General features: G+C 48.5%; 23 protein-coding genes. 18 read left to right on the top strand and 5 right to left on the bottom strand.

All coding sequences use genetic code 11. The features are described 5' to 3' along the window. Positions 1–97: 97 nt before the first annotated feature. Positions 98–1,423 (bottom strand): VWA domain-containing protein, encoded by a 1,326-nt coding sequence (locus QQZ12_RS08170; RefSeq protein WP_123827436.1) that lies wholly within the window; start codon positions 1,421–1,423, stop codon positions 98–100. A gap of 311 nt (positions 1,424–1,734) precedes the next feature. Between QQZ12_RS08170 and QQZ12_RS08165 the strand changes: the two genes are divergently transcribed. Both QQZ12_RS08165 and QQZ12_RS08160 read left to right on the top strand, forming a co-directional pair. Further along, on the top strand, positions 1,735–3,945 hold the full coding sequence (locus tag QQZ12_RS08165) for a ribonucleoside-diphosphate reductase subunit alpha (protein ID WP_284724245.1): 2,211 nt from the start codon (positions 1,735–1,737) through the stop codon (positions 3,943–3,945). Positions 3,946–3,971: 26 nt separating this feature from the next. Next, a complete protein-coding gene (locus QQZ12_RS08160) occupies positions 3,972–5,003 on the top strand; it encodes a ribonucleotide-diphosphate reductase subunit beta (protein WP_284724244.1) in 1,032 nt (343 codons plus the stop codon). A gap of 33 nt (positions 5,004–5,036) precedes the next feature. On the opposite strand, the gene QQZ12_RS08155 is transcribed toward QQZ12_RS08160, so the two are convergent. After that, positions 5,037–5,201, bottom strand: a complete 165-nt coding sequence (locus tag QQZ12_RS08155; RefSeq protein WP_154986790.1) for a hypothetical protein — start codon at positions 5,199–5,201, stop codon at positions 5,037–5,039. A 70-nt stretch (positions 5,202–5,271) separates the two neighbouring features. On the opposite strand from QQZ12_RS08155, the gene QQZ12_RS08150 reads away from it, so the two are divergent. The 11 genes from QQZ12_RS08150 (at position 5,272) to QQZ12_RS08100 (ending at position 16,317) form a co-directional block, all read left to right on the top strand. Then, complete coding sequence (locus tag QQZ12_RS08150; protein ID WP_284724243.1) at positions 5,272–5,682, top strand: pyrophosphohydrolase domain-containing protein; 411 nt, start codon at positions 5,272–5,274, stop codon at positions 5,680–5,682. A 328-nt stretch (positions 5,683–6,010) separates the two neighbouring features. Further along, positions 6,011–7,198, top strand: coding sequence for an N-acetylglucosamine-6-phosphate deacetylase (gene nagA / locus QQZ12_RS08145; protein WP_102992397.1), 1,188 nt, complete (start codon positions 6,011–6,013; stop codon positions 7,196–7,198). Between the two features lie 5 nt (positions 7,199–7,203). Further along, positions 7,204–7,926 (top strand): glucosamine-6-phosphate deaminase, encoded by a 723-nt coding sequence (gene nagB / locus QQZ12_RS08140; RefSeq protein WP_284724242.1) that lies wholly within the window; start codon positions 7,204–7,206, stop codon positions 7,924–7,926. Between the two features lie 15 nt (positions 7,927–7,941). After that, positions 7,942–8,676, top strand: a complete 735-nt coding sequence (locus QQZ12_RS08135; protein WP_154986795.1) for an SIS domain-containing protein — start codon at positions 7,942–7,944, stop codon at positions 8,674–8,676. A gap of 210 nt (positions 8,677–8,886) precedes the next feature. Next, positions 8,887–10,155 (top strand): ABC transporter substrate-binding protein, encoded by a 1,269-nt coding sequence (locus QQZ12_RS08130; protein WP_284724241.1) that lies wholly within the window; start codon positions 8,887–8,889, stop codon positions 10,153–10,155. A gap of 72 nt (positions 10,156–10,227) precedes the next feature. Next, positions 10,228–11,094: a carbohydrate ABC transporter permease gene (locus tag QQZ12_RS08125; protein WP_284724240.1), complete on the top strand. Its 867-nt coding sequence runs from the start codon at positions 10,228–10,230 to the stop codon at positions 11,092–11,094. Positions 11,095–11,121: 27 nt separating this feature from the next. Then, positions 11,122–11,988: a carbohydrate ABC transporter permease gene (locus QQZ12_RS08120; RefSeq protein ID WP_431606299.1), complete on the top strand. Its 867-nt coding sequence runs from the start codon at positions 11,122–11,124 to the stop codon at positions 11,986–11,988. Between the two features lie 12 nt (positions 11,989–12,000). Next, the gene (locus QQZ12_RS08115) at positions 12,001–13,581 is read left to right on the top strand and encodes a glycoside hydrolase family 3 protein (protein ID WP_284724238.1); all 1,581 of its coding nucleotides are present in this window, start codon (positions 12,001–12,003) and stop codon (positions 13,579–13,581) included. Next, positions 13,542–14,351 (top strand): GntR family transcriptional regulator, encoded by an 810-nt coding sequence (locus QQZ12_RS08110; protein WP_022739050.1) that lies wholly within the window; start codon positions 13,542–13,544, stop codon positions 14,349–14,351. Before QQZ12_RS08115 ends, QQZ12_RS08110 begins: the two co-directional genes overlap by 40 nt. A gap of 186 nt (positions 14,352–14,537) precedes the next feature. After that, a complete protein-coding gene (locus QQZ12_RS08105) occupies positions 14,538–15,767 on the top strand; it encodes an MFS transporter (RefSeq protein ID WP_102992403.1) in 1,230 nt (409 codons plus the stop codon). 67 nt (positions 15,768–15,834) lie between these two features. Continuing rightward, on the top strand, positions 15,835–16,317 hold the full coding sequence (locus tag QQZ12_RS08100) for a glutathione peroxidase (RefSeq protein ID WP_102992404.1): 483 nt from the start codon (positions 15,835–15,837) through the stop codon (positions 16,315–16,317). A 373-nt stretch (positions 16,318–16,690) separates the two neighbouring features. Here the strand turns inward: QQZ12_RS08100 and QQZ12_RS08095 are convergent, their stop codons facing one another. From QQZ12_RS08095 to QQZ12_RS08085, 3 genes are all read right to left on the bottom strand, one after another. After that, on the bottom strand, positions 16,691–17,749 hold the full coding sequence (locus QQZ12_RS08095; protein WP_284724237.1) for a CAP domain-containing protein: 1,059 nt from the start codon (positions 17,747–17,749) through the stop codon (positions 16,691–16,693). A gap of 613 nt (positions 17,750–18,362) precedes the next feature. Further along, complete coding sequence (locus QQZ12_RS08090; RefSeq protein ID WP_102992405.1) at positions 18,363–19,001, bottom strand: O-methyltransferase; 639 nt, start codon at positions 18,999–19,001, stop codon at positions 18,363–18,365. A 62-nt stretch (positions 19,002–19,063) separates the two neighbouring features. Continuing rightward, positions 19,064–19,864, bottom strand: coding sequence for a TrmB family transcriptional regulator (locus tag QQZ12_RS08085; RefSeq protein WP_102992406.1), 801 nt, complete (start codon positions 19,862–19,864; stop codon positions 19,064–19,066). Between the two features lie 197 nt (positions 19,865–20,061). Here QQZ12_RS08085 and QQZ12_RS08080 point away from each other — a divergent pair, with 197 nt between their 5' ends. The 5 genes from QQZ12_RS08080 to QQZ12_RS08060 all read left to right on the top strand — a co-directional run bounded on the left by QQZ12_RS08080 (position 20,062) and on the right by QQZ12_RS08060 (position 25,137). Next, positions 20,062–21,015: an ATP-dependent DNA ligase gene (locus QQZ12_RS08080; RefSeq protein WP_102992407.1), complete on the top strand. Its 954-nt coding sequence runs from the start codon at positions 20,062–20,064 to the stop codon at positions 21,013–21,015. A gap of 49 nt (positions 21,016–21,064) precedes the next feature. Next, positions 21,065–21,955: a non-homologous end-joining DNA ligase gene (gene ligD, locus QQZ12_RS08075; RefSeq protein WP_102992408.1), complete on the top strand. Its 891-nt coding sequence runs from the start codon at positions 21,065–21,067 to the stop codon at positions 21,953–21,955. Positions 21,956–22,009: 54 nt separating this feature from the next. After that, positions 22,010–23,317, top strand: coding sequence for an amidohydrolase family protein (locus QQZ12_RS08070; protein ID WP_102993828.1), 1,308 nt, complete (start codon positions 22,010–22,012; stop codon positions 23,315–23,317). 532 nt (positions 23,318–23,849) lie between these two features. Further along, positions 23,850–24,494 carry a hypothetical protein gene (locus QQZ12_RS08065; RefSeq protein ID WP_102992409.1) on the top strand — a complete coding sequence of 215 codons (645 nt, stop codon included), beginning with the start codon at positions 23,850–23,852 and terminating at the stop codon, positions 24,492–24,494. A 118-nt stretch (positions 24,495–24,612) separates the two neighbouring features. Further along, entirely contained in the window at positions 24,613–25,137 is a 525-nt protein-coding gene (locus tag QQZ12_RS08060) for a hypothetical protein (protein ID WP_284724236.1), read from the top strand. Positions 25,138–25,147: the final 10 nt, after the last annotated feature.

The raw sequence follows: 25,147 nt of genomic DNA, 5'->3' as shown, positions 1-25,147 counted from the left end.
GCAAAAAAACTTGGATATATATTCTAATTATACAATAAATTACATTTAAAGCAAATGGGAATTTTAGAATAGAACATAAACATTCAGCGTCGTGACGTCAGTTTTCCATTGCCTTTCTCATTTGGTGCGCGCCTTCATCCCAAATGTCGCTCCATGCCTCCCAACCGCTCTTTTGGATAGCGGCTTGCAAAGAGCGCCGGGTTTCCGTGAGATAGGCGTCGAATTGGTCGCTTCGCTCCTGGATGAGCTGTTTCAATTTTTCCCGCTGTGTGGGGGGATAGCCGGTTTGTTCTAAATAGCGCAATGCCAATTTCATCCGGTTCATTTCTCGGTCCGCGGTAGATTTCCAACGCATCAACAAACGATCCAACTCGCTCATTTTTTGCTGGCGCATCCGGAGCGCCTCGCTTCCGTTTTTCTGGCCCCAATGCAACCATTCACGCATGAGCCGCTGGTGTTCAGCACGCAAAAAACGATCCAACTCTTCACCGCTGTCTACATAAGTGAAGGTGCCCATACCGGCTTCGGCCATCTGTTTTAAAGCTTTTTGCCCTGCATCGTCGATGCGAAATCCGATCACATGGACGTGAGGGCGCATCGTGCTTTGGCGAAGTTGAGACATGAGTTGAACCGGATTTCCGCCGCACGTTTCCTCCCCGTCGCTGATCAGGTATAGATGGACTTCTTCAGCTTGAGGTGGAACATCTTTTTCTACCGCGGCCAGGCTAGCGGCGATGGGCGTCCAGCCGCTAGGTTTTATGGCGTCGAGTGCTTGGGAAAATCGGGTAGCGTTGTATGTGGATGCGGGAACGATGGCTTCCGTGCTTCGGCATGAGAGCGCTTTGTCCGTAGCTTGGCTTGTGCCCTTGTGGCCGTACACCCGAAGGGAAATGGTGGCCGCTGGGGGCAAATTGCTGACAAACGTAGAAATCGCTTTTTTGGCGCTTTGCATTTTTGTGCTAGCATTTACTTTTTCAGCCATGCTTCCACTGGCATCAAGCAGGATTGCGAAGTGTGTTGGCTTCTCAAGGATGATGGTGTTTGCTGGTTGTTGTGTTGTGGGGTTGATGTCCGTAGAAAAATTGGCGGTTTCCATGACCAAGCGCCGATAGTCTTCATGGAGCCATTGTAGCAATTGGCGGAAAGTGGCGTCTGCCGATTGGGTTCGCTTCATGGTGGCCAACCGCGCCTGGAGTTTATTTTCTGTAAACTGCGAGCCATGCAGGTCGCCGGGTTTGCGCATGAGGGTTTGTTCAAAAGGGGTGAGTTTCCGTTTGAGCATGGGTTGCGGCGCGGTTGCCCGTAAAGAGATGGTTGACGCTCGATTGGACGAGGATGGAGAGGAGAGCTCCAATGGTGCACATGCGGTCAAGCACAATGCCATAATGGTGGCTAACATGAAGGAGCGTTGACTGTGAAGCAAGTGAATCGCCTCCTAAAAGTCAAAAAATTTTTTGGAGATTAAACTACGCCAAAGTATGTTATTATGTTGCTTTGTTGAGTCTTACTATCTTTTGATAATGAAACGTGTTGATATGGTTTTATTAATATATTTCAAGTGTTAGTCAAACCTGAGAGAGAGGAGCTTAAAAGAGAAAAAAGACAAAAACAGATGGTAATGTCTTAATGGTTCCTCGTATTTCTTTTTTCCTCCTTTTTTTCGATTTGGCACAATATCTTGTATTAGCTATACTACTAAAGCGACTATATATAGTAGAACGGACGTGATGATCCATGATCGATATTTCTGTTGATAAGCTGACGCGCTATCGTGGCTTAATCGATGATGCGTGTGCGCGTTTTACTCATTTAAACAAAGAACAATTGATTGAAGATGCGGCGATGCAGTTGCGAGACAACATGAGCGACAAAGAGGTGTTGCAAATCGTCATCCAAGCCGCTGTTGAAAAAACAAGCGTCGAAGAGCCTGACTGGCAATTTGTCGCTGCCCATCTGCTCGCCCATGGCTTGTATGAGGAAGCGGCCCAAAACCGGGGGTATAAAGCGCAGGATAAATACGGCAATCTGCATGCTCTGGTACATACCTTGACGGAAAAGGGCTTGTACGGAAAATATTTGCTGGAGCGTTACACGAAAGCAGAGCTGGATGAGCTGGAGAAGTACATTAAGCCTGAGCGGGACTATCTATTCAATTATATCGGATTGAAAGTGCTGGCGGACCGGTATATCGTGCGTGACTATGATGGGAAAGTGATGGAACTGCCTCAAGAGCGCTTCATGGTCATCGCCATGCATCTGGCGCAAAACGAAGTCGACCGTGTCGGTTGGGCCAAGCAGTTTTATGATGTGCTGTCCAAGCTGGAGATGACAGTGGCCACCCCGACGCTCAGCAATGCAGGTAAACCACTACACCAGCTGTCTTCATGCTTTATCGACACCGTGGATGATTCCCTGTGGTCGATTTACAACACCAACTCCGCGACGGCGCAAGTGTCCAAACACGGCGGTGGAGTGGGGATTTACTTGGGCAAAGTGCGTTCCAAAGGATCAAAAATCCGCGGCCACAAAGGGGCTTCCGGCGGTGTGATCCCATGGATCCGCAACTACAATAACACGGCCGTAGCTGTGGATCAGCTCGGTGTGCGCCGAGGGGCTTTCGCCATTTACTTGGATGTGTGGCATGCTGACATCCTCGACTTCCTCAATTTGAAGACCAACAACGGGGATGATCGCCTCAAAGCCCATGACATTTTCCCTGGCGTATGCATTCCCGATGTGTTTATGGAGCGGGTGAAAGCGCGGGAGAACTGGTACTTGTTTGATCCTCATGAAGTGCGCGAAGTGATGGGCTATTCCATCGAGGATTATTGGGGAGAGGAATTCACTCGCCGCTATGAAGAATGCATAGCCAACCCGAACCTGCACAAGACCGAGATTCCGGCCATCGAGATCATGAAGCGGATTATGGTGAGCGCATTTGAGACCGGAACGCCGTTTATCTTCTTCCGTGATACGGTGAACCGAGCCAATCCCAACAAGCACAAAGGAGTTATTTATTCTTCCAACCTCTGCACCGAAATCTGCCAAAACATGTCGCCGACTGAATTTATCTCTGAAGAACTGGAAGACGGCGTGATCGTCACCAAACAAAAGCCAGGTGACTTCGTCGTGTGCAACCTGTCTTCGATCAACTTGGGCCGGGTGAAAAGCAAAGATGACATTGCTCGTATCGTATCCGTGCAGATGCGGATGTTGGACAATGTGATCGATCTCAACATCTATCCCGTAAAGCAAGCGGAATTGACCAATAAGAAGTACCGGGCAGTGGGATTGGGCACCAGCGGCTACCATCAATACTTGGCGCAACGGAAAATCATGTGGGAATCGGAAGAGCATGTGAACGAGGCGGATGAGCTGTTTGAAGAGTTGGCGTACCATGCGATTCGCAGCTCAATGGAAATCGCTAAAGAGAAAGGGCATTATCCGTTGTTCGAGGGAAGCGAGTGGCAGACCGGAGAGTATTTTAAACAGCGCGGTTATACCGATGAGCGTTGGCAGAAACTACAAGCAGAAGTGGCCAAGCATGGCATGCGCAATGCGTGGGTTTTCGCCGTAGCTCCAACCGGGTCCACATCGCTGATCGCAGGCTCAACTGCGGGCATTGATCCAGTGTACGCCAAGTATTTCGTTGAAGAAAAACGCGGTGCGGTCATTCCGCAAACGGCTCCCAACCTGAGCCCTGAAACGACATGGTATTACAAAGAAGCGCATGCGATCGACCAGCATTGGAGCATTCGGGCGGCTGGAAGACGGCAACGTCATATAGATCAATCGCAATCCTTCAACCTGTATATCACGCCGAACACCACCGCGCGTGAATTCTTGGATCTGTACATGGATGCGTGGAGCAACGGCTTGAAAACGATCTATTATGTACGTAACCAATCATTGGAAGTGGAAGATTGTGTGAGCTGTTCTTCATAACAGAAGCAGTAGAAAGGTGATAGGGCATGAAATTAGAACGCAAAAAGATATTCAACGAACATGGGCAACGGGGAACCCAACGCATGATCAACGGCAACACCACCAATCTGCGCGAGTGGAACCGGATCAAATACGATTGGGCACACAAGCTGTATCGGGCGATGCTGAACAATTTCTGGATTCCCGAAGAGATCCCGCTGGCGAGTGACGCGAAACAATTCATGGAATTGTCGCCGGCGGAAAGACGCGCATTTGATAAGACGATCTCCTTTTTGAACTTCCTGGATTCGATTCAAGGGGAGAATTTGCCCAACATCAATGAGTATGTGACGGCGCCAGAAGTAAGCTCCCTGTTGAACATTCAAGCGTTTCAAGAGGAGATTCACGCCCAATCTTACAGCTATATCTTGGATAGCGTCTGTTCGCCGGAGACGCGCGAAAACATTTATGACGAGTGGCGTAACGACGAACACCTTTTGCGCCGGAATCGGTTTATCGCCGATTTGTACCAGCAGTTCGTCGACGACACAAACGACAAAAATTTTGTTCGCACATGTATGGCTAACTTCTTGTTGGAGTCTTTGTACTTCTACAGCGGATTTTCCTTTTTCTATGCGTTAGCGCGGCAAGGGAAGATGACCGCTACGGCGACGATCATCAAGTATATCCAACGGGACGAACTCACCCATGTCGTTTTGTTCCAAAACATGATCAAAGAGTTGCGTAGCGAAAATCCGGACTTGATCACTCCGGAGTTTGTTGAAGAGTTGCGTGAGATGACACGGACGGCGGTGGAGCATGAGATCGCTTGGGGCCAATACATCACCAACAATGAAATTCAGGGGCTCACCAATGACGTGTTGGAACGGTACATTAAGTACTTGGCGAATGAGCGGTTAAGCCGGTTGGGCTTTGATATCCTGTATCCGGAAATCACCTCTCATCCTATGAAATGGGTGGAAAGCTTCTCCAACTTGAATGCGACCAAAACGGACTTCTTCGAACAGAAAGTGACCAACTATTCTAAGGCAAGTTCACTTGATTTCGGCGATTTGTGAACATGAAAGCACCTCCCCGCCGGGGAGGTGCTTTCATATGGGGATCGGATTGAACAACAAGGTAAGCGCGGCAGCACACAAGGAGAGCCGATAAACGAAATCGAACCAATTCTGCACTCGGAACAGCTGATAGGCGTTCAAGATGGAATGAATGGTGATAAATACTAGAGCGATTTGAAATAAGAGCAACCACATCAAATCCTCACCTCCTGGTAACGAAATTATTCAATGTGGGCTAGGACTATGCAAATGAATGGAGGCCATTTTTATGAATAAAGCATGGAAAGATGTGAAGGCGTTTCATGAAGCGTTTAATGTCCCTGTACAAGAAAAGCCGTGTAAATTGGAGCAGGAGCGCGTGCGCAAGCGGGCTGATTGGATGATGGAGGAGATCCGAGAGTTTCTGGAGGCAAAAACGCTAACTGAGCAAGCGGATGCTATGATTGATGTCATTTATCTGGCGCTGGGGACGCTCGTCGAAATGGGTGTGCGGCCGGAGGAACTCTTCCGCATCGTGCACGAAGCCAACATGTCTAAATTGTGGGAGGATGGCAAGCCACGCTACCGGGAGTCAGATGGGAAAGTGATCAAGCCTCCGACATGGCAAGGTCCCGAACCATTGCTAAGCATGGAGATCGCGCGACAACAATCAGGATGCGATGATAAGCAGGAACAATAGAAGAGCAAATGATCTTAAGCGGCCGGGAACACCTCGGCCGTTTTTGCATAGGGAATTTACAGGTAGGGGATAGTATGGTGGAAAATTTGATACGGATGGGTCTAGGGTGTGTCTGGCAAATCAAGTTGGTGAGCGCCGATGCACAAGTGAAGCGAATGAGAAAATGGTATTGGAGCCGCTGGCCTATTCATCAGACACGCCCTAGTCATAACCATTTGTTCTCGGTGTCGCGGACAGGTGTTCTGGCGAAAGGGGACAAGTGGTATAGACAACTATACATGATGGTGATACACTTAAATTGTAACGAAAGGAAAAAGGAGATAATCATATGAATCCGGTTTCCCCACTTATCATATGCAATGTAACGATTTTTACGGAGAATGGAAAAATCACACCTGGATATATTGAACTAGTCAATGGCAAAATCAAAAATTTCGGACTGATGGATCACATGCCAGATTTCACAGACGCGCAAGTGATCCAATTATCGACGGAACACCAAGTTCTTCCTGGCATGATTGATGTCCACATCCACGGAGCCGCTGGTGCCGATACCATGGATGCGACAGTGGAAGCGCTTGACACGATGGCCTCGCACTTGCCGAAAGAGGGCACAACCTGTTTTCTGGCGACGACGATTACACAAACGCACGAGAATATCGAGGCCGCTCTGATCAATGCGGCTGACTTCATTGAACGGCATCAGGTGCCGGGGAAAGCGGAATGCGCAGGGATTCACTTGGAAGGGCCGTTCATAAACAAGAAGCGCGCCGGCGCGCAACCCCTAGAGTATATTGTCCATCCCGACCGGGAACAATTCGCCAAATGGCAGTCCATGGCTCGAGGGCACATTCGATTGGTCACTTTGGCTCCGGAAGAACCGGGCGGGCTGGAATTGACCCGTTATCTCAAGGAAACAGGGGTCATTGCGTCCGTGGGTCATTCAGACGCCTGTTACCACCAGATTAGCGAGGCTATCGACGCAGGCTTAAGCCACGTTACCCATCTGTTTAACGGCATGAGAGGGTTTCACCATCGTGAACCGGGTGTCGCTGGTGCGGCGATGGTGCGCGACGAATTGATGGTGGAAATGATTGTTGACGGTATTCACATCGAACCAAATAGTGTCAATGTAGCGTATAAGGCCATCACTCCAGAACGGATCATCCTTATTACCGATTCTATGCGGGCCAAATGCCTCAAGAGCGGGACATATGATCTCGGCGGGCAAGAGGTCACGGTATCGGATCGTGATGCCCGGTTGGCTGATGGGACCCTGGCGGGCAGTATTTTGAAAATGAAAGATGCGCTGAAGAACATGCATCAATTTGTTGACTGCACTATGGAACAATTGATTCAAATGACGGCGACTAACGCTGCCAAAGAATTGAACTTATATGATCGCAAAGGAAGCATTGCGGTGGGAAAAGACGCAGATCTTGTGATCCTGGATGAAAAAATGGATGTATTCATGACGATTTGCCGTGGGGCAATCGCTTATCAAGCAAAGGAGTAGTAGTAATGGAGATCATCAGAGCAACAAATTATGACGACCTATGCGAAAAAGCGGCGGCATTGCTCATCTCCCAAGTCCAGCAGAAGCCGAATGCGGTGTTGGGTTTGGCGACGGGGGCGACACCGACCGGGATTTATCAGAAAATGGTCGCCGACCACCAAGAGCGGGGAACATCGTACGCTGGCGTGCGCACATTTAACTTGGATGAGTATGTAGGCTTACCGCCGGAACATCCCAGCAGTTTTGCCTATTATATGCGGAAGCAGTTGTTTGACCGGATCGATCTCCCATTGGCACAGACGCATATTCCCTCTGGCGTAGCGACTGATTTAGAACAGGAATGTCGCCAATATGAAGAGGCCATTCTGGCAGCCGGAGGCATTGATATGCAGATTCTAGGGATTGGTATGAATGGGCATATCGGGTTTAATGAACCCGGCACCCCTTTTCATTCGGTTACGCATGTGGTGACGTTGACAGAGTCGACGAAACAGGCGAATCGCCGGTATTTCGATGAAGGGGAGACCATGCCTTCACACGCGATCACCATGGGTTTGGCGACGATCATGCGAAGCAAACGCATTGTTTTGTTGGTGTCCGGCAAACATAAGGCGCCCATTTTACACCGTTTGTTAAATGAACCCGTATCGGAGGATTTGCCAGCATCCATCTTGAAACAACATTCCCATGTCACCGTGATTGCGGATGCGGACGCTTGGGATCAGTAGAGAGGGGACATCCTGATGATTTTAGCGTTCATGGAGTCGATCGAGCGAAAATTGGGAGAGATCAAGCGGGAAGAATTGGCCCATATGCAAAAAGCGGGCCGTTGGATCGCAGAGGCTGTTGCACAGGATGGGGTGGTCCATCTGTTTGGATGTGGGCATTCCCACTTGTTGGCAGAAGATGTGTTTTATCGTGCGGGGGGCTTGGCTCCCATTCATCCGATTTTGATTGAAAAGTTGATGTTGCACGAAGGGGCGGCGCGCTCTTCGGAATTGGAGCGGCAACATGGGCTGGCTGAGACGTTCATGGAGGAGCAAGCGATTCAGTCAGGGGATGTGGTGATTGTGATCTCTACTTCCGGCATCAATCCGGTGCCGATCGAAGTGGCGCTGTTGGCTAAGGAAAAAGGGGCGAAGGTGATCGGTTTGACGTCGCTCGCTTATGCCGGTGGGGTTCCGTCGCGGCACCATTCGGGCAGGCATTTGTCAGAAGTGGTTGATTTGGTGTTGAACAATCATGTTGACAAGGGAGACGCTCTGCTTTCGCATGAGCGGGTGCCGGCCAAGTTCGGCCCGAGTTCGACCATCTTGGGCTCTCTCATTTTGCAATCGGTGCTGGTGGAGGCGGTCGGGCTGATGGCGGATGCAGGTGTGGAAGTGCCTGTGTTCCGCAGTGGCAATATTCCGGGAGCTGATGATTACAACAAAGCGCTCGTGGAGAAATACGCTTCCAAAATACCCACGCTAAAATGAATCATGATGTCCACCGGATGGGGGAGTGGCAGCGGTTGTAGCGCAATGCCGCTTCCCCATACGTTTTAAGATTGGCACGGGAGCTTGTCTATAGTATTGATACGTACTTGGAGCAATAAGAATAAATATATTTTTTATTGACATATTTTTGTGAATTAAATAAAATTGGTATAGTCAATATTACAAATCATCATGAGGTTGGTGAATGGCATGCGCAAATGGTGGCCAAGCTTGTTGGCTGTTGTCCTGATTTTGGTGGCTGCGTTGACTGGTTGTTCGCAAAGTGCTGACAACGGCAAGATTAAACTGCGGGTCGTGACGATGTTCGGCGGCACAGATCCGGCTAAGAAAGCATATGAGCAAGCATTAAAAGATTTTATGAAAGCGCATCCAGATGTCGAAATTGTCGATGAATCGATGACGGCCACAGGAGATGATTTTCGAACGAAAGTGAAAACCGATTTCGCTTCAGGCAATGAACCTGATGTGACGTTCTTCTTCACCGGAGCGGAAGCCGAGCCGATCATCCAATCCGGCGCGGTGGTGCCGTACGAGGAGATTTTCGCCAAAGATAAGGCGTGGAGCGATGCCTTGTCCGACAATGTTAAACAACAAGTGAAAGCGAAAGACGGCAAAATCTACGCTGTTCCGATTACTGGTTTTTATGAAGGGTTATTTGTCAATAAAAGCTTATTTAAGCGATACGGACTGGAGTTGCCGACGGATTGGGAGAAATTTACCAAATCCATCGAAACATTCTCTAAAAACGGAATTATTCCAATCGCTGGTTCATTGGAAGAGTCTTATTACTTGATTGAACATTTCATTCTCTCCGCAGGTGGTCCGGCGGGTCACAACAGCAAATTTGACAACGGCATCCATCCCTCTTGGGCACAAGGGTTGGAAAAAATTAAAGAAGTGTATGAGATGGGCGGTTTCCCCAAAGATGCGCTGACTATCAAAGATGCGCAAGCGCAAGAGCTGTTCAAGAACAAGCAAGCGGCCATGATCGTCAATGGGTCTTGGATTTTGGGGGGATTGACGGATAAGGAAGATGTTGAGGTGATCCCGTTCCCAGTGATGCCGGGGGGCAAAGCGAATCCGCAAGACTTGGTGGCAGGATACACGTCAGGCTTTTATCTGAGCAAGAAGTCCTATGAAGACAAAGACAAAAAAGGATTGGCGTTGGAATTGATCAAGTATCTCACTTCCAAAGAGATGGTGAAGAAATTCGCTGAGGCTAATGGGGGTGTGCCGGCGGTAGACACCAAAGTGGAGGGCTTGCCGACTGTTTACCAACAAGGCCACCAGATGGTGCAGGAAGCCAATTCCCTCTCACTTCCCATCGACGCGCAAATCTCAGCTGAAGCGTTTAACGAAATAAGAAAAGGCATTCCCCACATCGTGCAAGGAAAGAAAACGGCTCAGGAAGTGTTGCAGGCCGCTCAAAAAATCGAGCAAGAAAAAATGGCAAAGTAATATCCACGGAGCGAAAGCGGCTGTTTTGCATGACGCAAGGCTGCCGCTTTTGCCAAAGAAAGGAGTTGTCCCATGCAAAAGGGTGATCGTGGCGTCATCTTTTTCTTCCTTCTTCCCGCTGTCTTGTTGACGGGCGTGTTTTTGTACTATCCGTTCATTCACAGCATCATTAAGAGTTTTTATTATTCTGATGGCATGTTTATCAACCGTTTTGTGGGCATTGAAAACTATATCCGCTTGACACAGGATGAAGTCGTGAAGATCGCCACCCTCAACACATTGGAAATTATGTTGTACGCGGTGATTTTCCAGGTGGGGCTAGGGATTGTGCTGGCCCTTTTGGTAGACTCCATTCGATTTGGCAAGAATTTTTTTCGGTCGGTCTTCTTTTTTCCTGTCGCCATCTCGGCAACAGCGATCGGATTGATGTTCACCCTTTTCTATAATTATGACAATGGTATGTTGAATCAATTGCTTGTTCGCTTCGGTTTTGAAAAGGTGGTCTGGATGACCGAAGAAACTTCTTTGTTGGCGGTAGCTGTGCCCGTCATCTGGCAGTATGTCGGGTTTTATTTTGTCATTATACTGACGGCGATCTCCAAGATTCCTGATGACTTTTATGAGGCTGCGCAGTTGGAGGGGATCAACGGGTTCCAAAAGACGATTTACATCACTCTCCCCCTGATCTGGGGTGATGTAAAAACATCCATCTTGCTCGCAATCACGGGAGCGTTGAAAGTGTTTGAACTGGTGTATGTCATCAGTTCCGGCGGTCCCGCGAATTCCTCTGAGGTGTTAGGCACCTATATGTACCAAAAAACATTCACGGGCCAAGCTTTTGGTTATGGAGCGACGATTGCTGTCTGGATTGTGATTTTGGGTCTTTTGTTCTCCGTTATCGCTAATCGCCTGCTCAAGAAAGAGGAGATCACTTATTGAGTACGGGAAGGAAATGAGGTGGGAAAGTTGAAACAACTTACCATATATGAAAAAATGACGCTGGCTTTGTTCCGGGGAAAAATCGCCAGGATGGTAACGTTCATTTGTTTGGGGCTTTGGTCATTGACCACGATTTATCCGCTGTTCTGGGTAGTCAACAACTCTTTGAAACCCTCGCACCAAGTGATCAATGACTCGTTTTCCGTCGCTACGAATCCTACCCTTGCCAATTACTTAAATGCATTTGAACAGGTGGATATTGGTCGAAGTTATCTGAACAGTTTTATTATGTCCGGGGGGACGGTGCTTTTGACGCTGTTGGTCGGCGGATTGGCGGCCTATGTTTTGGCTCGCTTCCGCTTCCGTTTGCGGGGACTGCTGCAAACCGTGTTGGTGGCTAGTTTGCTGATTCCAGCGTTCGCCACTGTGGTGCCGGTGTTTGGGATGTTGAAAGACTTGCAGTTGCTCAATACGTATTGGGCCTTGATCATCCCGCATACTGCCGGATTTTTGCCATTTACTATTTTGGTTTTGTCTTCATATATGGCAACGATCCCGAAGGATTTGGAAGAAGCGGCTATCATGGATGGATGCAGCCGTTTTGCTATTTTTTGGCGCATCATGCTACCTGTGTCACGACCGGCGTTCATCACGGCGAGCATTTTTGTGTTCCTGTGGTCGTATAATGATTTGTTTTCGGCTCTGATTTTCGTCCCGCAGGAAGATGTGCGTCCCATCAACGTGCTCTTGACGACAGTCAGCTCACAATATGGGACCGATTACGGTTTGTTGGCAGCGGCGGTGACGTTGACATTGATTCCGGTCATCGTCCTGTACAGCGTAGCCCAGAAATATGTAATTAAAGGTTTGACCTCGGGCGCTGTGAAAGGATAAGGGGGAGTTTGCATGCTCAGCCAAATGGAAGAGCGATTGACATCGCTGAGTTTGGAACAAAAAATCGGCCAGTTGCTGGTCGGGCAAGCGGAGGGGACCGCCTTGAGCGAGTCCTTCCGCCGTTTCATTGAGAGGGTTCCACTCGCGGGTTATCGCATCAACGGGCCGAATATTGAACATCCGGCTCAGGTGAAGAAGTTGACGAGTGACATTCAGCAAGCTTATACAGCCTCTGGATTGGATTTGCCTGTGATCTTTGCATGCGACCAAGAAGGTGGCGTTTTGAGTGTGTTTGGCGATTGTGTCACCGAATTTCCCGGGAGCATGGCTTTGGGCGCGACTGGCTCGATAGAACTGACTGAACTTCAGGCCCAACAAGTCGGTTGGGAGTTGGCGGAAATGGGAATAAATCACTTGTTGGCGCCAGTTGCCGACCTCAATCTGGAGAAAACCAATCCAGTCATAGGGGTGCGGGCGTTTGGGGATGATCCCGCACAGGTTGCCAGCCATTGCTTTCATTTTAGCCTCGGTGCCAACCGCGGTGGAGTGGCGGTTTGCGCTAAGCATTTTCCGGGACATGGCAACACGGCGGCCGATACGCACGTTGGATTGGCGGTCAACCACGCCACTGAAGAGGTGTTGAGACAAACAGAATACGTGCCATTTAAGAAGTTGGTTGACGGTGGAATCGATTCCGTGATGGTGTCGCATGTGGTTTGTTCTGCTTGTAGCTCCTTGCCGGCCAGCCTGTCTGAAGAAGTGATTAGTGGATTGCTACGCCAAGAGATGGGCTATGACGGATTGGTTATCTCCGACGACTTGTCCATGGGTGCGGTGCGCAATCTGTATTCTGCGGGTGAGGCTGTTTTGCGTTTTATTTTGGCGGGCGGAGATATCGCTTTCATTCATGACAGCCGCGACTCGGTCGAGGAAGCTTTTTACCGGTTGGTGCAAGCGGTTGAGCAAGGCGAATTGACGGAAGAGCGCATTGATACCTCCTTGAAACGGATTTTGCGATTCAAGCAAAAAATTGCCGCCTACCAACAGAGCAGAAAGCTGCCGTCGATCAGCGGCGAGGAGCTGGTTCGCCAGATCGCGGAGCGGTCTATCACGCTTGTGCGCGACCCGCGCCGCCTCCTGCCCCTGTCTCCTGACACGAAGCTGTTGGTAATCTCCCCCCGGTTAAGCGATTTGTCGGAAGCGGATACATCTAGCCAGCAGGAATTGAAGTTGGCCGCTTATGTCAAGCAGGCTTTTCCACACACCGTCTGTGTAGAATTGGCGCCGGATGAAGCGGAACAGGCGTTGGCTGAATTTAGGCTCCAAGCGGCCGAGGCTGATGTCATCTTGCAAGGGACGGTCAATGCTTACCGCTTCCCCGAGCAAATCGCAGTGATGAAAGAACTTGCGAAGATGCGTCCCCTTATTGCAATCATGTTGCGTGACCCTTATGATAGTGAGTTGATACCGCATGATGTGACGACCTTGGCCACTTACGCCGCAACCAAGCAACAGCTGGCCACATTGGTTCGTCAGCTCTTGGGGGAAGTTGCATGCATGGGGGGCGTGCCGGTGCGGTTGGCCCGACCATGATAAAGAAGGAAGGAAGAATGGTGAAGAATCAGAGGATGCGCAAGGTGTTGAAAAACAGTCCGGTGCCTTTGTATTACCAGCTGAAGGAAATCATTCAGGAAATGATAGATAATGATCAGCTGAAGCCGGGCGACGCAATTCCCCCTGAACGGGAATTGTGCGAAATCCATCAAATCAGCCGCATGACGGCTCGCAAAGCCATTATCGCCTTGGTCAACGAAGGGGTGTTGTACAGGGAGCAGGGAAAAGGTACCTTTGTGGCCGAGCCAAAGCCGAAACATTTGATCACGCGTCTGAAAGGTTTTACCGAAGAGATGGAAGAACAGGGCTTGTCGGTAGAAACGCGGATGCTTAACTTTTCCGTCATGGATGCGACGCTCAATTTGAAACGGAATTTGCGGATGCCTCCGCATCATGAGCAGGTCGTGGAAGTGAAGCGATTGAGAATCGTTGACGGAGAGCCTTTGGCGTTGGAAACGGTGTGGCTTGATGAACAAAAAGTGCCTGGATTGAGCCAAGAGATGTTAGAAGGGCAATCATTGTATACGGTGTTGAGGGATCATTATCAGTATCAACCTATGTACGCTAGGCAGACGATTGAACCTGTGCTAACAGATGAATATGAGAGCCAGCTACTGGGGCTACCAAACCACTCGTTGGCGATTTTGTTTCAGCGCACAACGTACATGGGGCAAGACCAAGTGATGGAGTACACGCGGTGTATTTATCGGACTGACCGTTATAAGTATGAGATTTTCCTGCAACCATAATGATGGGAAAGAAGGGTGATCGAACTGATCACTCTTCTTTTTTTATGGGATGATGTCAAAGTATTTATTTCATTAGGTTGAATGTTTATGTTAAAATATGAGTGAACATTTGTAATTTTAAACCTTTTACATAATGAAAGTGTATGTTTGTATCTTGATTCGGAATGCAGAAAGTGGTGAAAAATCATGAAACGAAATCGCTCTTTTCATTGCCTTTGGGTTGGTCAGACCATGGCCAACTTGGGGGACTCATTTTTTATTTTAGCGATGGTAACGTTGATTTATCAAATGACAGGTTTGACGTTGGTCGCCGCTTTATTCCCGCTTTTCAGGGTGATCGCTGTTTCGATGAGCGGCACGGTCGCGCCGCTATTGTTTGGACGGTTTCATTTGCAGCGCATCTTGTTCATGTCTCAAGCCTCCCAGACGGTGTTGTTGGCGGTGGTAGTCATCCTTGTTTTTTTGCACGGCAAGATTGAAGGCATGATTCCTCTTTTGTTGGTGCTAACGTTTGTCATCTCTTTTTTGGATGGCTGGACGACCCCGACGCGAAATGCGCTGGTGCCCAGATTGGTGGAGGACGGGGAGTTGGTGGAAGCAAACAGTTTGCTCAGCACGATGGATCAGATCGCCCTTTTGACAGGGTGGTCGGTAGGTGGTGGGATTCTATCGGTGATGAGCGAGGCGGAGTTGTTGTCATTAACTTGGATTTTGTTTGCAGTCTCTACTATCTCCACGTTGTTCATCAAGGATCGCTCCAAAGTTGAGTCCAAACGTTCAAGCGGACGCTGGAATCAGATCAAATGCGGGTGGGTAAATATTTGGAATAGTCCTGCTGTTAGAATTGTTACCGCGATTGACTTGCTGATCGTGTTGGGGGCGGGTATCTGGACGGGTGCGGTCATCTTGGTCTTTGTCAACCAAGTTCTTCACAAAGGGGCATTCTGGTGGGGGATCATCAACAGTGGATACTTTGCTGGAACGATGGTCGCTGGCTTTGTGATTCTCTCCATATCGAAGTGGGTGTCGAAGCATATTGTCGCCAGCATGGCCATTGGCTTGACGGGAATGGTTTTGTTCACCTTTAGTTTTTCGTTTACAACTTTGCCATGGTTAGCGCTTACACTTATTACGCTATTAGGGCCAATGTTTCAAATTCGGCGTGTCGCCCAGCAAACCATCTTGCAACGCAACACAACCAACGAAACATATCCTGAAATTGCGTCTGCCCACTATACGATGTTGAACATTTTATATGCCGTTTCGGTCTTGCTGATGGGGTATGTCACAGATGTGTTGGGGGTGCGTTATGTATATTGGATCACAACCGTCTTTTATATCTTGTGCTTGATGCTTATTCCCAAATTGCACCGCCTGATCAACTCCCAAGCACAAAGTAGCAAAGTGAGTGGGTAAATGTCGTCAAAGGTGGTATGATGAATGGGGTGAATCTATCTGTGGGTATATTAAAGGAGGCAGACTTGTGACGGTATATCAATTTGAAGCGAAGTTAGCCAACGGCGAAGTGAAACAGTTGGACGCATACAAAGGGAAAGTATTATTGATCGTCAACACTGCGAGCAAATGCGGCTTTACACCACAGTACAAAGAATTGCAAGAACTGTACGAGCGATACAAAGACGCGGGTCTGGAGATTTTGGCCTTCCCCTGCAATCAGTTCATGGAACAAGAGCCAGGGACGGATGAAGAAATTGCCGAGTTTTGTTCCCTTAATTATGGAGTGACGTTTCCCGTGTTTTCCAAAGTGGATGTGAACGGGGAACAGGCACATCCACTGTTCAAGTATCTTTGCAAAGAAGCGCCGGGTCTCATGGGTAGTAAAGCGGTCAAATGGAATTTCACCAAGTTTCTCGTCAATCGCCGGGGCGAGGTGGTTGGACGGTACGCGCCCAACACCAAACCGAGCGAATTGACTGATCACATCGTTTCGCTGTTGGAAGAGTAAATCGCAATGAAAACAGCCAGACTGAGTGCTGGCTGTTTTTTGAGTTTTCCGCCAATCGCAGGGTATGGGGCGATCTTTTCAACTATGACCTAGCATTTAGAGACGCATACGGTTTATGGTCTGGACTTTATTCATAATGTCAACCCGGTGCAAATCTATATGGATCAGTTCATCCGTGCACAGCAGGAAGGTTCATACCCCGGCGGGAAGTCATATGGATATGTTGGTGTCACCGCATCTGGAAAAAAACACTGCAATCATCAGACAGATTTTGATGAACAAGATAAGCGTTTAAGCCGGTGAAATAGCTCTCAGCTATAAAACCAGGCCCATTCTAAACAGAATGGGCCTGATTTAACAAGATGTGTTTAGTCTATCTTCTGATGAATTGTTGTGTCCAGTAAGTTCCATAAGAACCGCCTTTGGCAAAACCAACACCGATGGTCGTGTAATTGGGATTCAAGATGTTGCTACGGTGTCCGGGGCTGTTCATCCAAGAATTCATCACATCTTGCGGGGTTTGTTGTCCAGCGGCGATGTTTTCACCCGCATAGGTGTATTGGATACCAAACTTTCTCATCATGTCAAATGGAGAGCCATAAGTGGGCGATTGGTGAGAGAAATAGTTGTTGTCTCTCATATCTTCTGATTTCAATCTGGCAACTTGAGACAATTTGGCATCCATCTGCAAAGGTTTATATCCTCTCCGTGTCCGTTCTTGGTTTACTAATTGAACGACTTGTGTTTCAAAGGAGGAAGGATTTGAGGTTGGTACGTCTGGTTTATTTGGTTTATTGTTATTATTTTGATCATTTTTATCATTTTGGTTGTTTTGTCTATTGCCGTACCAGTATTTGTTTCGCTCGATGATTTGGTTATGTTTTTGGTCCCAAATGTCCACCTGTGTCGTGTAATAATAGTTCATGATGCATCTTTCATATTGTGGGCCGTGTAAGTCATGTGGCACACCGAAGTTATGGGACAGTTCGTGTTGAACAACATGCCAAATGGCATTGGGATGCATGTCTGCCGTTACACTGACGGCACTTCCACCTGGGCCCCCCGTGGGTTGCATATAAGCGATTCCACCATAATTGAAGTAAGCGTCTTTGGTAAATCCGATGACAAAATCATAAACCCCTCTGTTTTTGTCTCGGTCCAAATCTTGCAGAATTTGCTCCCCGTTGTACCCATCTGATTTCCACTCGAGATATCCTGAAATCTTAAAATCGACTTGGTGATCGCGGATAAACGCATTGTCCGCTTTTTCGACAATCTCTTTCGTTCTGTTTTGCCAATCAGGGTAAGCTCTGCGGTATTCTTCATCCGCCGCGATGACCGCGGTGACCACCCGGTTTTTGGATTTTACAGTTGCTTTTGGTGTTTTAGCAATGTATTTTTGCCCCACCACTTTTCCTTTCTCGTTAATCACTTTGGCAGTGGTGTCCTGTTCGATGACAGTCGGTTCATTGGTTGCTTTGGAAGTGTTTTTTGGTAGTGGGTCAGATACGATCTTTACCTTACTACCAAGGGATACCACTTTTTCTGGTTGCGATACAGGTTTTGAATCAAACCAACCTAAGATATGGTCAATCCATGACGTTTCCTTGGCAGGGCTGGTTCCGTCGGCCTAAACGGTGCCCATACTACCGAATAACAGGACAACGAGCATGATGATAGGCAATATGCGAAGCTTTTTGGTCAAAAGACCACCCCCTGTGAAATGGTTTGGAATGGTAAGAAAAGAATCTCATTTGATTCGTTTTGAATTATATAACATGAAAATAAATCCTTCAATTATATGTTTAGATTTATAATTTTTTATCATTTTTTTTGTTATCTTGTTATCATTGTTTCTGGTTTATTGTTGGAATTCATTGGTGTGATTGGCGTGGGATTTATTTGTGGTTTTTTAATAAATTTAATTATATTTTTAATATCCCAAGATTTAGGGGGTGGGGGCGAGAGTGTTGTCATGCTAAAAAGAGCCTACTCATTGAGAGAAGGCTCTTTTGGCGCACAAAAAGAGTGATTCTTAACTTACGTCAGGCACTTTTCACTTTGGCAATCCCCAATCCGTCGCCGATCGGCAACAGCATGGACTCGATGCGAGGATCTTGTGCCAAGGTTTGATTAACTTGACGAAGCTTGGCCAATATGGGGTTATCATTGGTTTCATCCAAGACGCTGTCGCCGAAATAAAGCAAGTTATCCATGGCAATTACCGCATTTGGCGCAGCCAAGGAAATGGCTTTCTCCAGATAATGGTCGAAGTTGGGCTTGTCTGCATCGATAAAGAAGAAATCAAAGCGTTCCCCCGACTGAGCTAGAATTTCCAACTGTTCTGAAGCATCGCCCACGATGACCGTCACTTGCTCGTTCAAGTTGGCGCGGGAGATATTTTCCTTGGCAAAGCGGGCGTGATCAGCGTTTAATTCAATGGTGAAGCACTTCCCGGTGGATGGCAACGCCCGTGCTAAATAAATGGTACTGTATCCGCCTAGGGTTCCCAGTTCTAAAATTCTAGTGGCCCCGCTGATTTTAGCCAGAAGATACAATGTCCGGCCCACTTCGGGAGGGATGGATATCTGTGGCATTCCCCGTTCCGCCAATCCGTTCGGAATCGACTTAAGTACTTCATCTTCCTTGGCAAACAGCTCTCGGATGTATGTTAAATCACGCATGTTGAAAGCCTCCTAATCCCTTTGGATTTAAATATATGACTGAACTCCCAACTTCGACGACCCTAAAAATCCCATCCCTTTTCCCGAATGTAATAGTTAATGATTTTCTCGTAATTTTCGCCATATCGGCTTGCCAGCTCGGCGCCGAAATCTTCCTCGATTCGCATCATGACGACATCGTGGTAGAATGCGTTTTTAAGTAATTCCGTGATAGCCGGATGGTCCGTTTCCAATGCGGTCAACTTTACATCTCCGCCAAATCCACCCAACAAGGCGGCTTGTCCGTCGATTAGGATAGAAAATTTCCTTGTTCCCATTTTTGGCCAAGCCTGTTCCAAGTCATCGGCTTTATGGATGAACACATTTTTAAGGGAAATTTGGCATTCTCCCAGAACAATCAGGACAATGGTAATGCCCCTCTCTTCAGCGTCAAGCAATGCTTCTTCCACCCAATGCACATCTTCTGCCCAAATGTCGACAAGGATGTTCTTTTTAGCATTGGCGATCATTCTGCGTATCGCGGTGTCTAAATGTTTGTTTCCTTGCCAATTATAAAAAGAGGGTTTGGAACGAGGAGGGGATTTCAGTTCATTCACCAGTCCTTTTGCAGTTTGTTCAAACTTGACCCGCATATAGCGAATCAACTGATCGATGGGTACAACGTCATAATGAACCGGATCGCCCTCGATGATTCGGCAAATGCCTTTGTCAGTGAGTGAACGTAAAGCAGCATAAACATTGGTGCGCGAGGTGGAAACGCGTTTGGCCACTTCATACCCGGATAAATGAGGCTCCTCATGGAGTGTGAGGTAACAACGCGCTTCAAGTTCAGACAGGCCAAGCTCTTTCAATCGCTGAATCAGATGAATTCCTCCTTTCTTCAGTGATGTCGGTGGATAATAGTAGTGTTTTTAAATAACACTAGTATGGTTAAATACTACTACGATGGCTTTGCCATGTCAAGTCTGATTCGTCATAATGAACGGGAGATCTTCTATGTATAGCCGCATCGTTTCTTCTTCATCCTAAGAGATATATTGCGAGAAAAGGAACGAGTTTCGTGGAATTGAAACCAATCATCCCTTTTGAACCCGTCGTGACAGATGCGCCACCTTCAGGAGAGCGCTGGATTGCTCAAGTCAAATGGGACGGGGTGCGGGTGTTGACGTATGTTGAAAACGGTCAGGTGAAATTGTTCAATCGGAAAAAGAATGAGCGAACCCATCACTATCCTGAATTGGCGAAGGTCAGCGACTATTGCACGGCTTCGTCTGTCATTTTGGATGGGGAGGTCATCGCTTGGCGGGAAGGGAAGCCCTCGTTTTACGAGGTGATGAAACGGGATGGCTTACGCCAAATGAACAAAGTGCCGCAAGCGATGAAGCGGGTGCCGATCACCTACATGGTTTTTGATTTGCTTTATCTGGATGGCGAATGGATGACCGAGCGTCCATTGGCAGAACGACAAGCGCAGTTAAACCAAATCATCCAGCCGGTGGACCATGTGCGGTTGGTGCCCAACTTCACCGATGTTGATGGCCTGTATGAGGCTGTGCGCCAGCAAGGGTTGGAAGGCATTGTCGTGAAAGATTTGACCAGTGCTTATGTTATTGGTGGAAAAGATGGGCGCTGGCGCAAACGAAAAGTGACACATGACCTGATCGCCGTAGTAGGAGGGGTGACGTTCAGAGGGAAGATGGTCAACTCGCTTTTACTGGGGTTGTACGATGATTGGGATCGTCTTCACTACATCGGACATGCCGGCACGGGGAAATTGACTCAGGCGGATTGGCGAGATATCACTGAATGTGTCACCCCGTTGGTTCAAACTGAGATGCCTTTTTACAATCGGCCGGAGCGAATCGGCGACGCGATTTGGGTCACCCCATTGCTCACGGTTAAAGTCCATTATCTGGAATGGGTGAATGGGCATTCTTTGCGACAGCCGAGCATTCAGGGGGTCGTCGATGCTGATCCGCTTTCATGCCGCGGTTTTCCGTTATCTGGTAGGTGATGCTTGATTTGCCAGACACGCCCCGGTCCGGCACAGAGGAGGGAGAAGGGTGGAGCATCGGTTGGTTCATGTGGACGGAAAGGAATTGAAGATATCTAATCCCGATAAACGATTATTTCCTCAGTTGAGCAAGTGGGAATTCATTCTGGCGTATTATCGGCTGGCTCCGTATTTACTCCCTTATTGCCGGAACAGGGCGTTAACCACGATCCGTTTTCCAGATGGGGTGGAGGGGAAGTCATTTTATCAGAAAAACGCCCCTCTCCATCGGCCGGATTGGATCGAAACGGTCAGCGACGGGGATATCGAATATGTTATGCTCAATAATGCACCCACCTTGGTTTGGTTGGCCAATTTGGCGTGCGTGGAATTACATGTGTCGTTTAATACGGTTCTTGACCCAATGAGACCGACGGAGCTGGTGTTTGATTTGGACCCTAGCGTCCCCGGTTTTCCACGCGTGGTGGAAGCGGCGCTGTTGATCCGGGAGTTGCTTCTGCAATTGGGATTGGACGGAATTGTAAAGACATCAGGGGCCAGCGGATTGCAGATCTACCTGCCGTTAGAGACGCGATACACATATGATGAGACACGCAAAGTCGGAAAATTCATCGCCCATTATTTCGCCGAGCGGCAACCCGCTTTGATCACCGTGGAGCGCTCGGTCAACAAGCGCGGGAATAAAATCTACTTTGACTATCTCCAGCATTGGCGCAATAAAACCTTAATCGCACCATATTCAATCCGGGCAGTGCCGGAAGCGACCGTCTCCACGCCACTGTCATGGGATGAATTGACACCCGCGTTATCCCCTAAGCAATTCACTTGCGCCAACATATTTGACCGGCTGGAACAGAAAGGGGATCTGTTTGCGGAGGCTTTGCGGAAAAAGGTACGGTTGGATGACATCCTGCAATTTATTGATCGGCACAGGCTATGAAATTCTTTTCTCTTCGTGTACAGTAAGAAAGACAAATCTATGCAAAGCGAGGGGATGTTAGTGAAGCGGTTATTTATCAACGCGACCGTCGCGACCATGAAAGATGGTGCCGAAGTGCTGAAGCAGGGCGCTTTGGGCGTGGAGGATGACAAGATTACATATGTAGGGGAAGTCCCGGAGCCGCAAGTACAAGAACAGTTTGATGAGATCATCGATTGTAGCGGCAAGGCCATCCTGCCTGGCTTGGTCAACACACACGGTCATGCGGCCATGACTTTGTTGCGTGGGTATGCCGATGATTTGCCGTTGCAAACGTGGTTGGAAGAGCACATGTGGCCATTGGAAGCGAAATTTACCCATGTCCAAGTGCAGGCTGGAACAGCGTTGGCGGCGGTGGAAATGATCCGATCCGGAACCACCTGTTTCATGGATATGTACGATCATATGGACGCTGTCGCCCACGTGGTGGAAGAATCCGGCATGCGCGCCCGCTTGACTCGCGGCGTGATTGGATTGTGCAGTGAGGAAATGCAAAATAAAAAGTTTGAAGAGGCGGTTCGTTTCGCCACTGAATGGCATGGTCAAGCCGATGGCCGGATTACTACCATGTTGGCACCTCATGCGCCCTACACGTGCCCACCGGAGTATATCAAGCGGTTTGTGGAAAAAGCGGGGGAATTGAAGTTGCCCCTTCATACGCATATGTCTGAAACGGTGAAAGAAGTGGAGCAAAATGTGCGGGATTATGGGGTTCGGCCCGTTGAGCATTTGCGTCAGCTCGGCTTCTTTGATCTGCCTGCGCTGGTTGCCCATGCGGTGCATGTGACAGAGGAAGAAATCGACATATTGGCGGAACATGACGTGAAGGTGGCACACAACCCGGGCAGCAATCTCAAATTGGGTAGCGGAATTGCCCCGGTGACGAGCATGTTGCGAAAAGGCATGCGCCCAGGATTGGCTACTGACGGGGCTGCCAGCAACAACAATTTGGATCTCATCGAGGAAATCCAGCTTGCCGCGCTAATCCACAAGGGTGCCCAACTTGATCCAGAAGCGGTGCCGGCGTTAACGGCGTTAAAAATGGGGACCATCTATGGGGCGGAATGCTTATTCCTCGATCACGAAATCGGCACGTTGGAAGTAGGCAAAAAAGCCGACTTCATCACTTTGGACTTGACCGGAGCCCATATGCAACCGTTGCATGATGTGGTGTCCCACGTCGTATATTCTGCATCTCGCGGTGATGTGGTGGACATGTATGTAAATGGTCAGCCGCTGATGGTCAACCGCGAATTGCTGACACTGGATGAAGAGAAAATCCGTCATGAAGCAACACGTGCATTCCAAGCATTGTTGCAATAAAAAAAGAACTGCCATTAATTGGCAGTGAATAGAATGAGGCGGAAGGTATAGGCAGGAAGGTCTATGTCATACTAACAACAGGCTATTCTTTAATGTCAATATCTAGATGAAAACGAAGAGGGATATCAGGAACGGGGTCATTCCATAAGCGTCGGTGCGCTGAAGGGGATATCCAGGTTTCAGTGTGGAGAAAAGATGAGATTTTCTCCAGTTCTTCTTGGGACAAGTGGGTTTGTAACAACTCGGGCATCCACTCGGGATAAAGGGAAGGATGCGGCAAAGGAATCACCTCCCTTGTTGATGTTAGTATCACCGTAGCGGAAGGCAATATGACTAACACATTTTGCCCCTTCGACCAAGATGTTGGCTCTGCTTCCAACGTATAAGCGAACCAGGCACGAAAAGCGCTTTGTCAGCGTTAAGCTGATGAAGCGCTTTTCTCATGCGTGTTCACATCCAAGGTTTGGCCAACGCGCGTAGTCTAAATGCACAGGTTTTTTCGTAGGTATTAGAAGAGAAGGGGGAGGGCAAAATGAGAAAAATGGCCGGATGTCTGGTTTGCGCCTTGATGCTGATGGGTTGTCAAACGGACTTCGTCGCCGATCAGCCCACAGTTAACGAAAAGAAGGTGTTGGCGCAGGAGAAGCTGGCGCAGACGGCGAGACAGGTGATTCAAGGGTGGTTGAAGAAAAAAGAATATTCGTTTCAGCTGGAACTCATGTCTGGTAAACGTTGCTTTACTGGGAAGCAAGTGGCGGATAACTGGAGCTTGAAGGATGCAGCATCACAGAAATTAGTGATGCGACGCAACGGTGAGCATATTTACGCTTACCATGACAGCGGGACGGAAATGATGACTGTCAAACAAGCAGGTCTGGTGTCACCCCGCGACCATCTATCCTTCGTCTTGAGCGTGGCCGGGAAATTTCGGCAAGGCCCTGCCGAATGGGTGAATGGCCGACGTGTTGACGTAATCGAGGTGGATATTGACAATGGGAAGCTGTTGGACAAATTGAAGCAGGCCTTATTTAGCAATGAGACAGTCCGGTTGCCGGTAAATATGGCTGTTACCTACAAACTAGCTGTTCAAGACGCCCGACAATTGACGAGGGTCACCTTGATTATTCGTGAACCCGACCGAGGACAAGTGCAACAGCTAACATATCAATTGATGTAAGCAGTGCTGGGAAGCGCTGTTTTTTTATTTCCAACCTTTGGCGCTCGGTTCGATATATCAGATCATGATATACTTTTCAGGGAAGAATTATTATACAAATAGTATAGGGGGCGGGCCGATGAGACAAGCCAAAGTGCTGGTAGGCAGCTTGTTGGTCACGCTGGTGGTCTTGATAGGTGGTTTTCTCGCCAGTCAATGGTGGTTTGTAACAAAACCCATTCACCAGACTTTCGACCAGCAATCAGGCCTGCATCCGGCAAAGATCAACGTGATGCCGACGGAAGTCCGGCTTCATTTGCATATAGATTCTACGTATGACTTTATTCAACGTTATCCACGTTTGTTGGACAAATTGGAACAGACAGCAGGTCATCGTAAGCTGACCGTGGTGTTGGACAATCCACGCCATCCGGAATTGGAACAAGCGTGGTCCGACTTGCAATTCGCCTTACTCGAAGCAGTGGCGACCAAGCGCTACACCTTAATTCCGGACGCCGTCAAGCAGGTGGCGCAGCAGCATAGGTTGACTTATGAAGTGCGGATCGATGAACGCTTTGTCTATGTGGAGTTGCAACAGTCTAATCGAGCTTGGAGGCAAGTGGTGCCGTTGCAAACCGATCGGGCGGAAGTGTTGCCATCGTAAAGAAAGGGGA

The organism is Laceyella tengchongensis, assembly GCF_900182735.1.
Taxonomy (GTDB): Bacteria; Bacillota; Bacilli; order Thermoactinomycetales; family Thermoactinomycetaceae; genus Laceyella; species Laceyella tengchongensis.
This window is presented reverse-complemented; position numbering and strand designations above follow the sequence as displayed.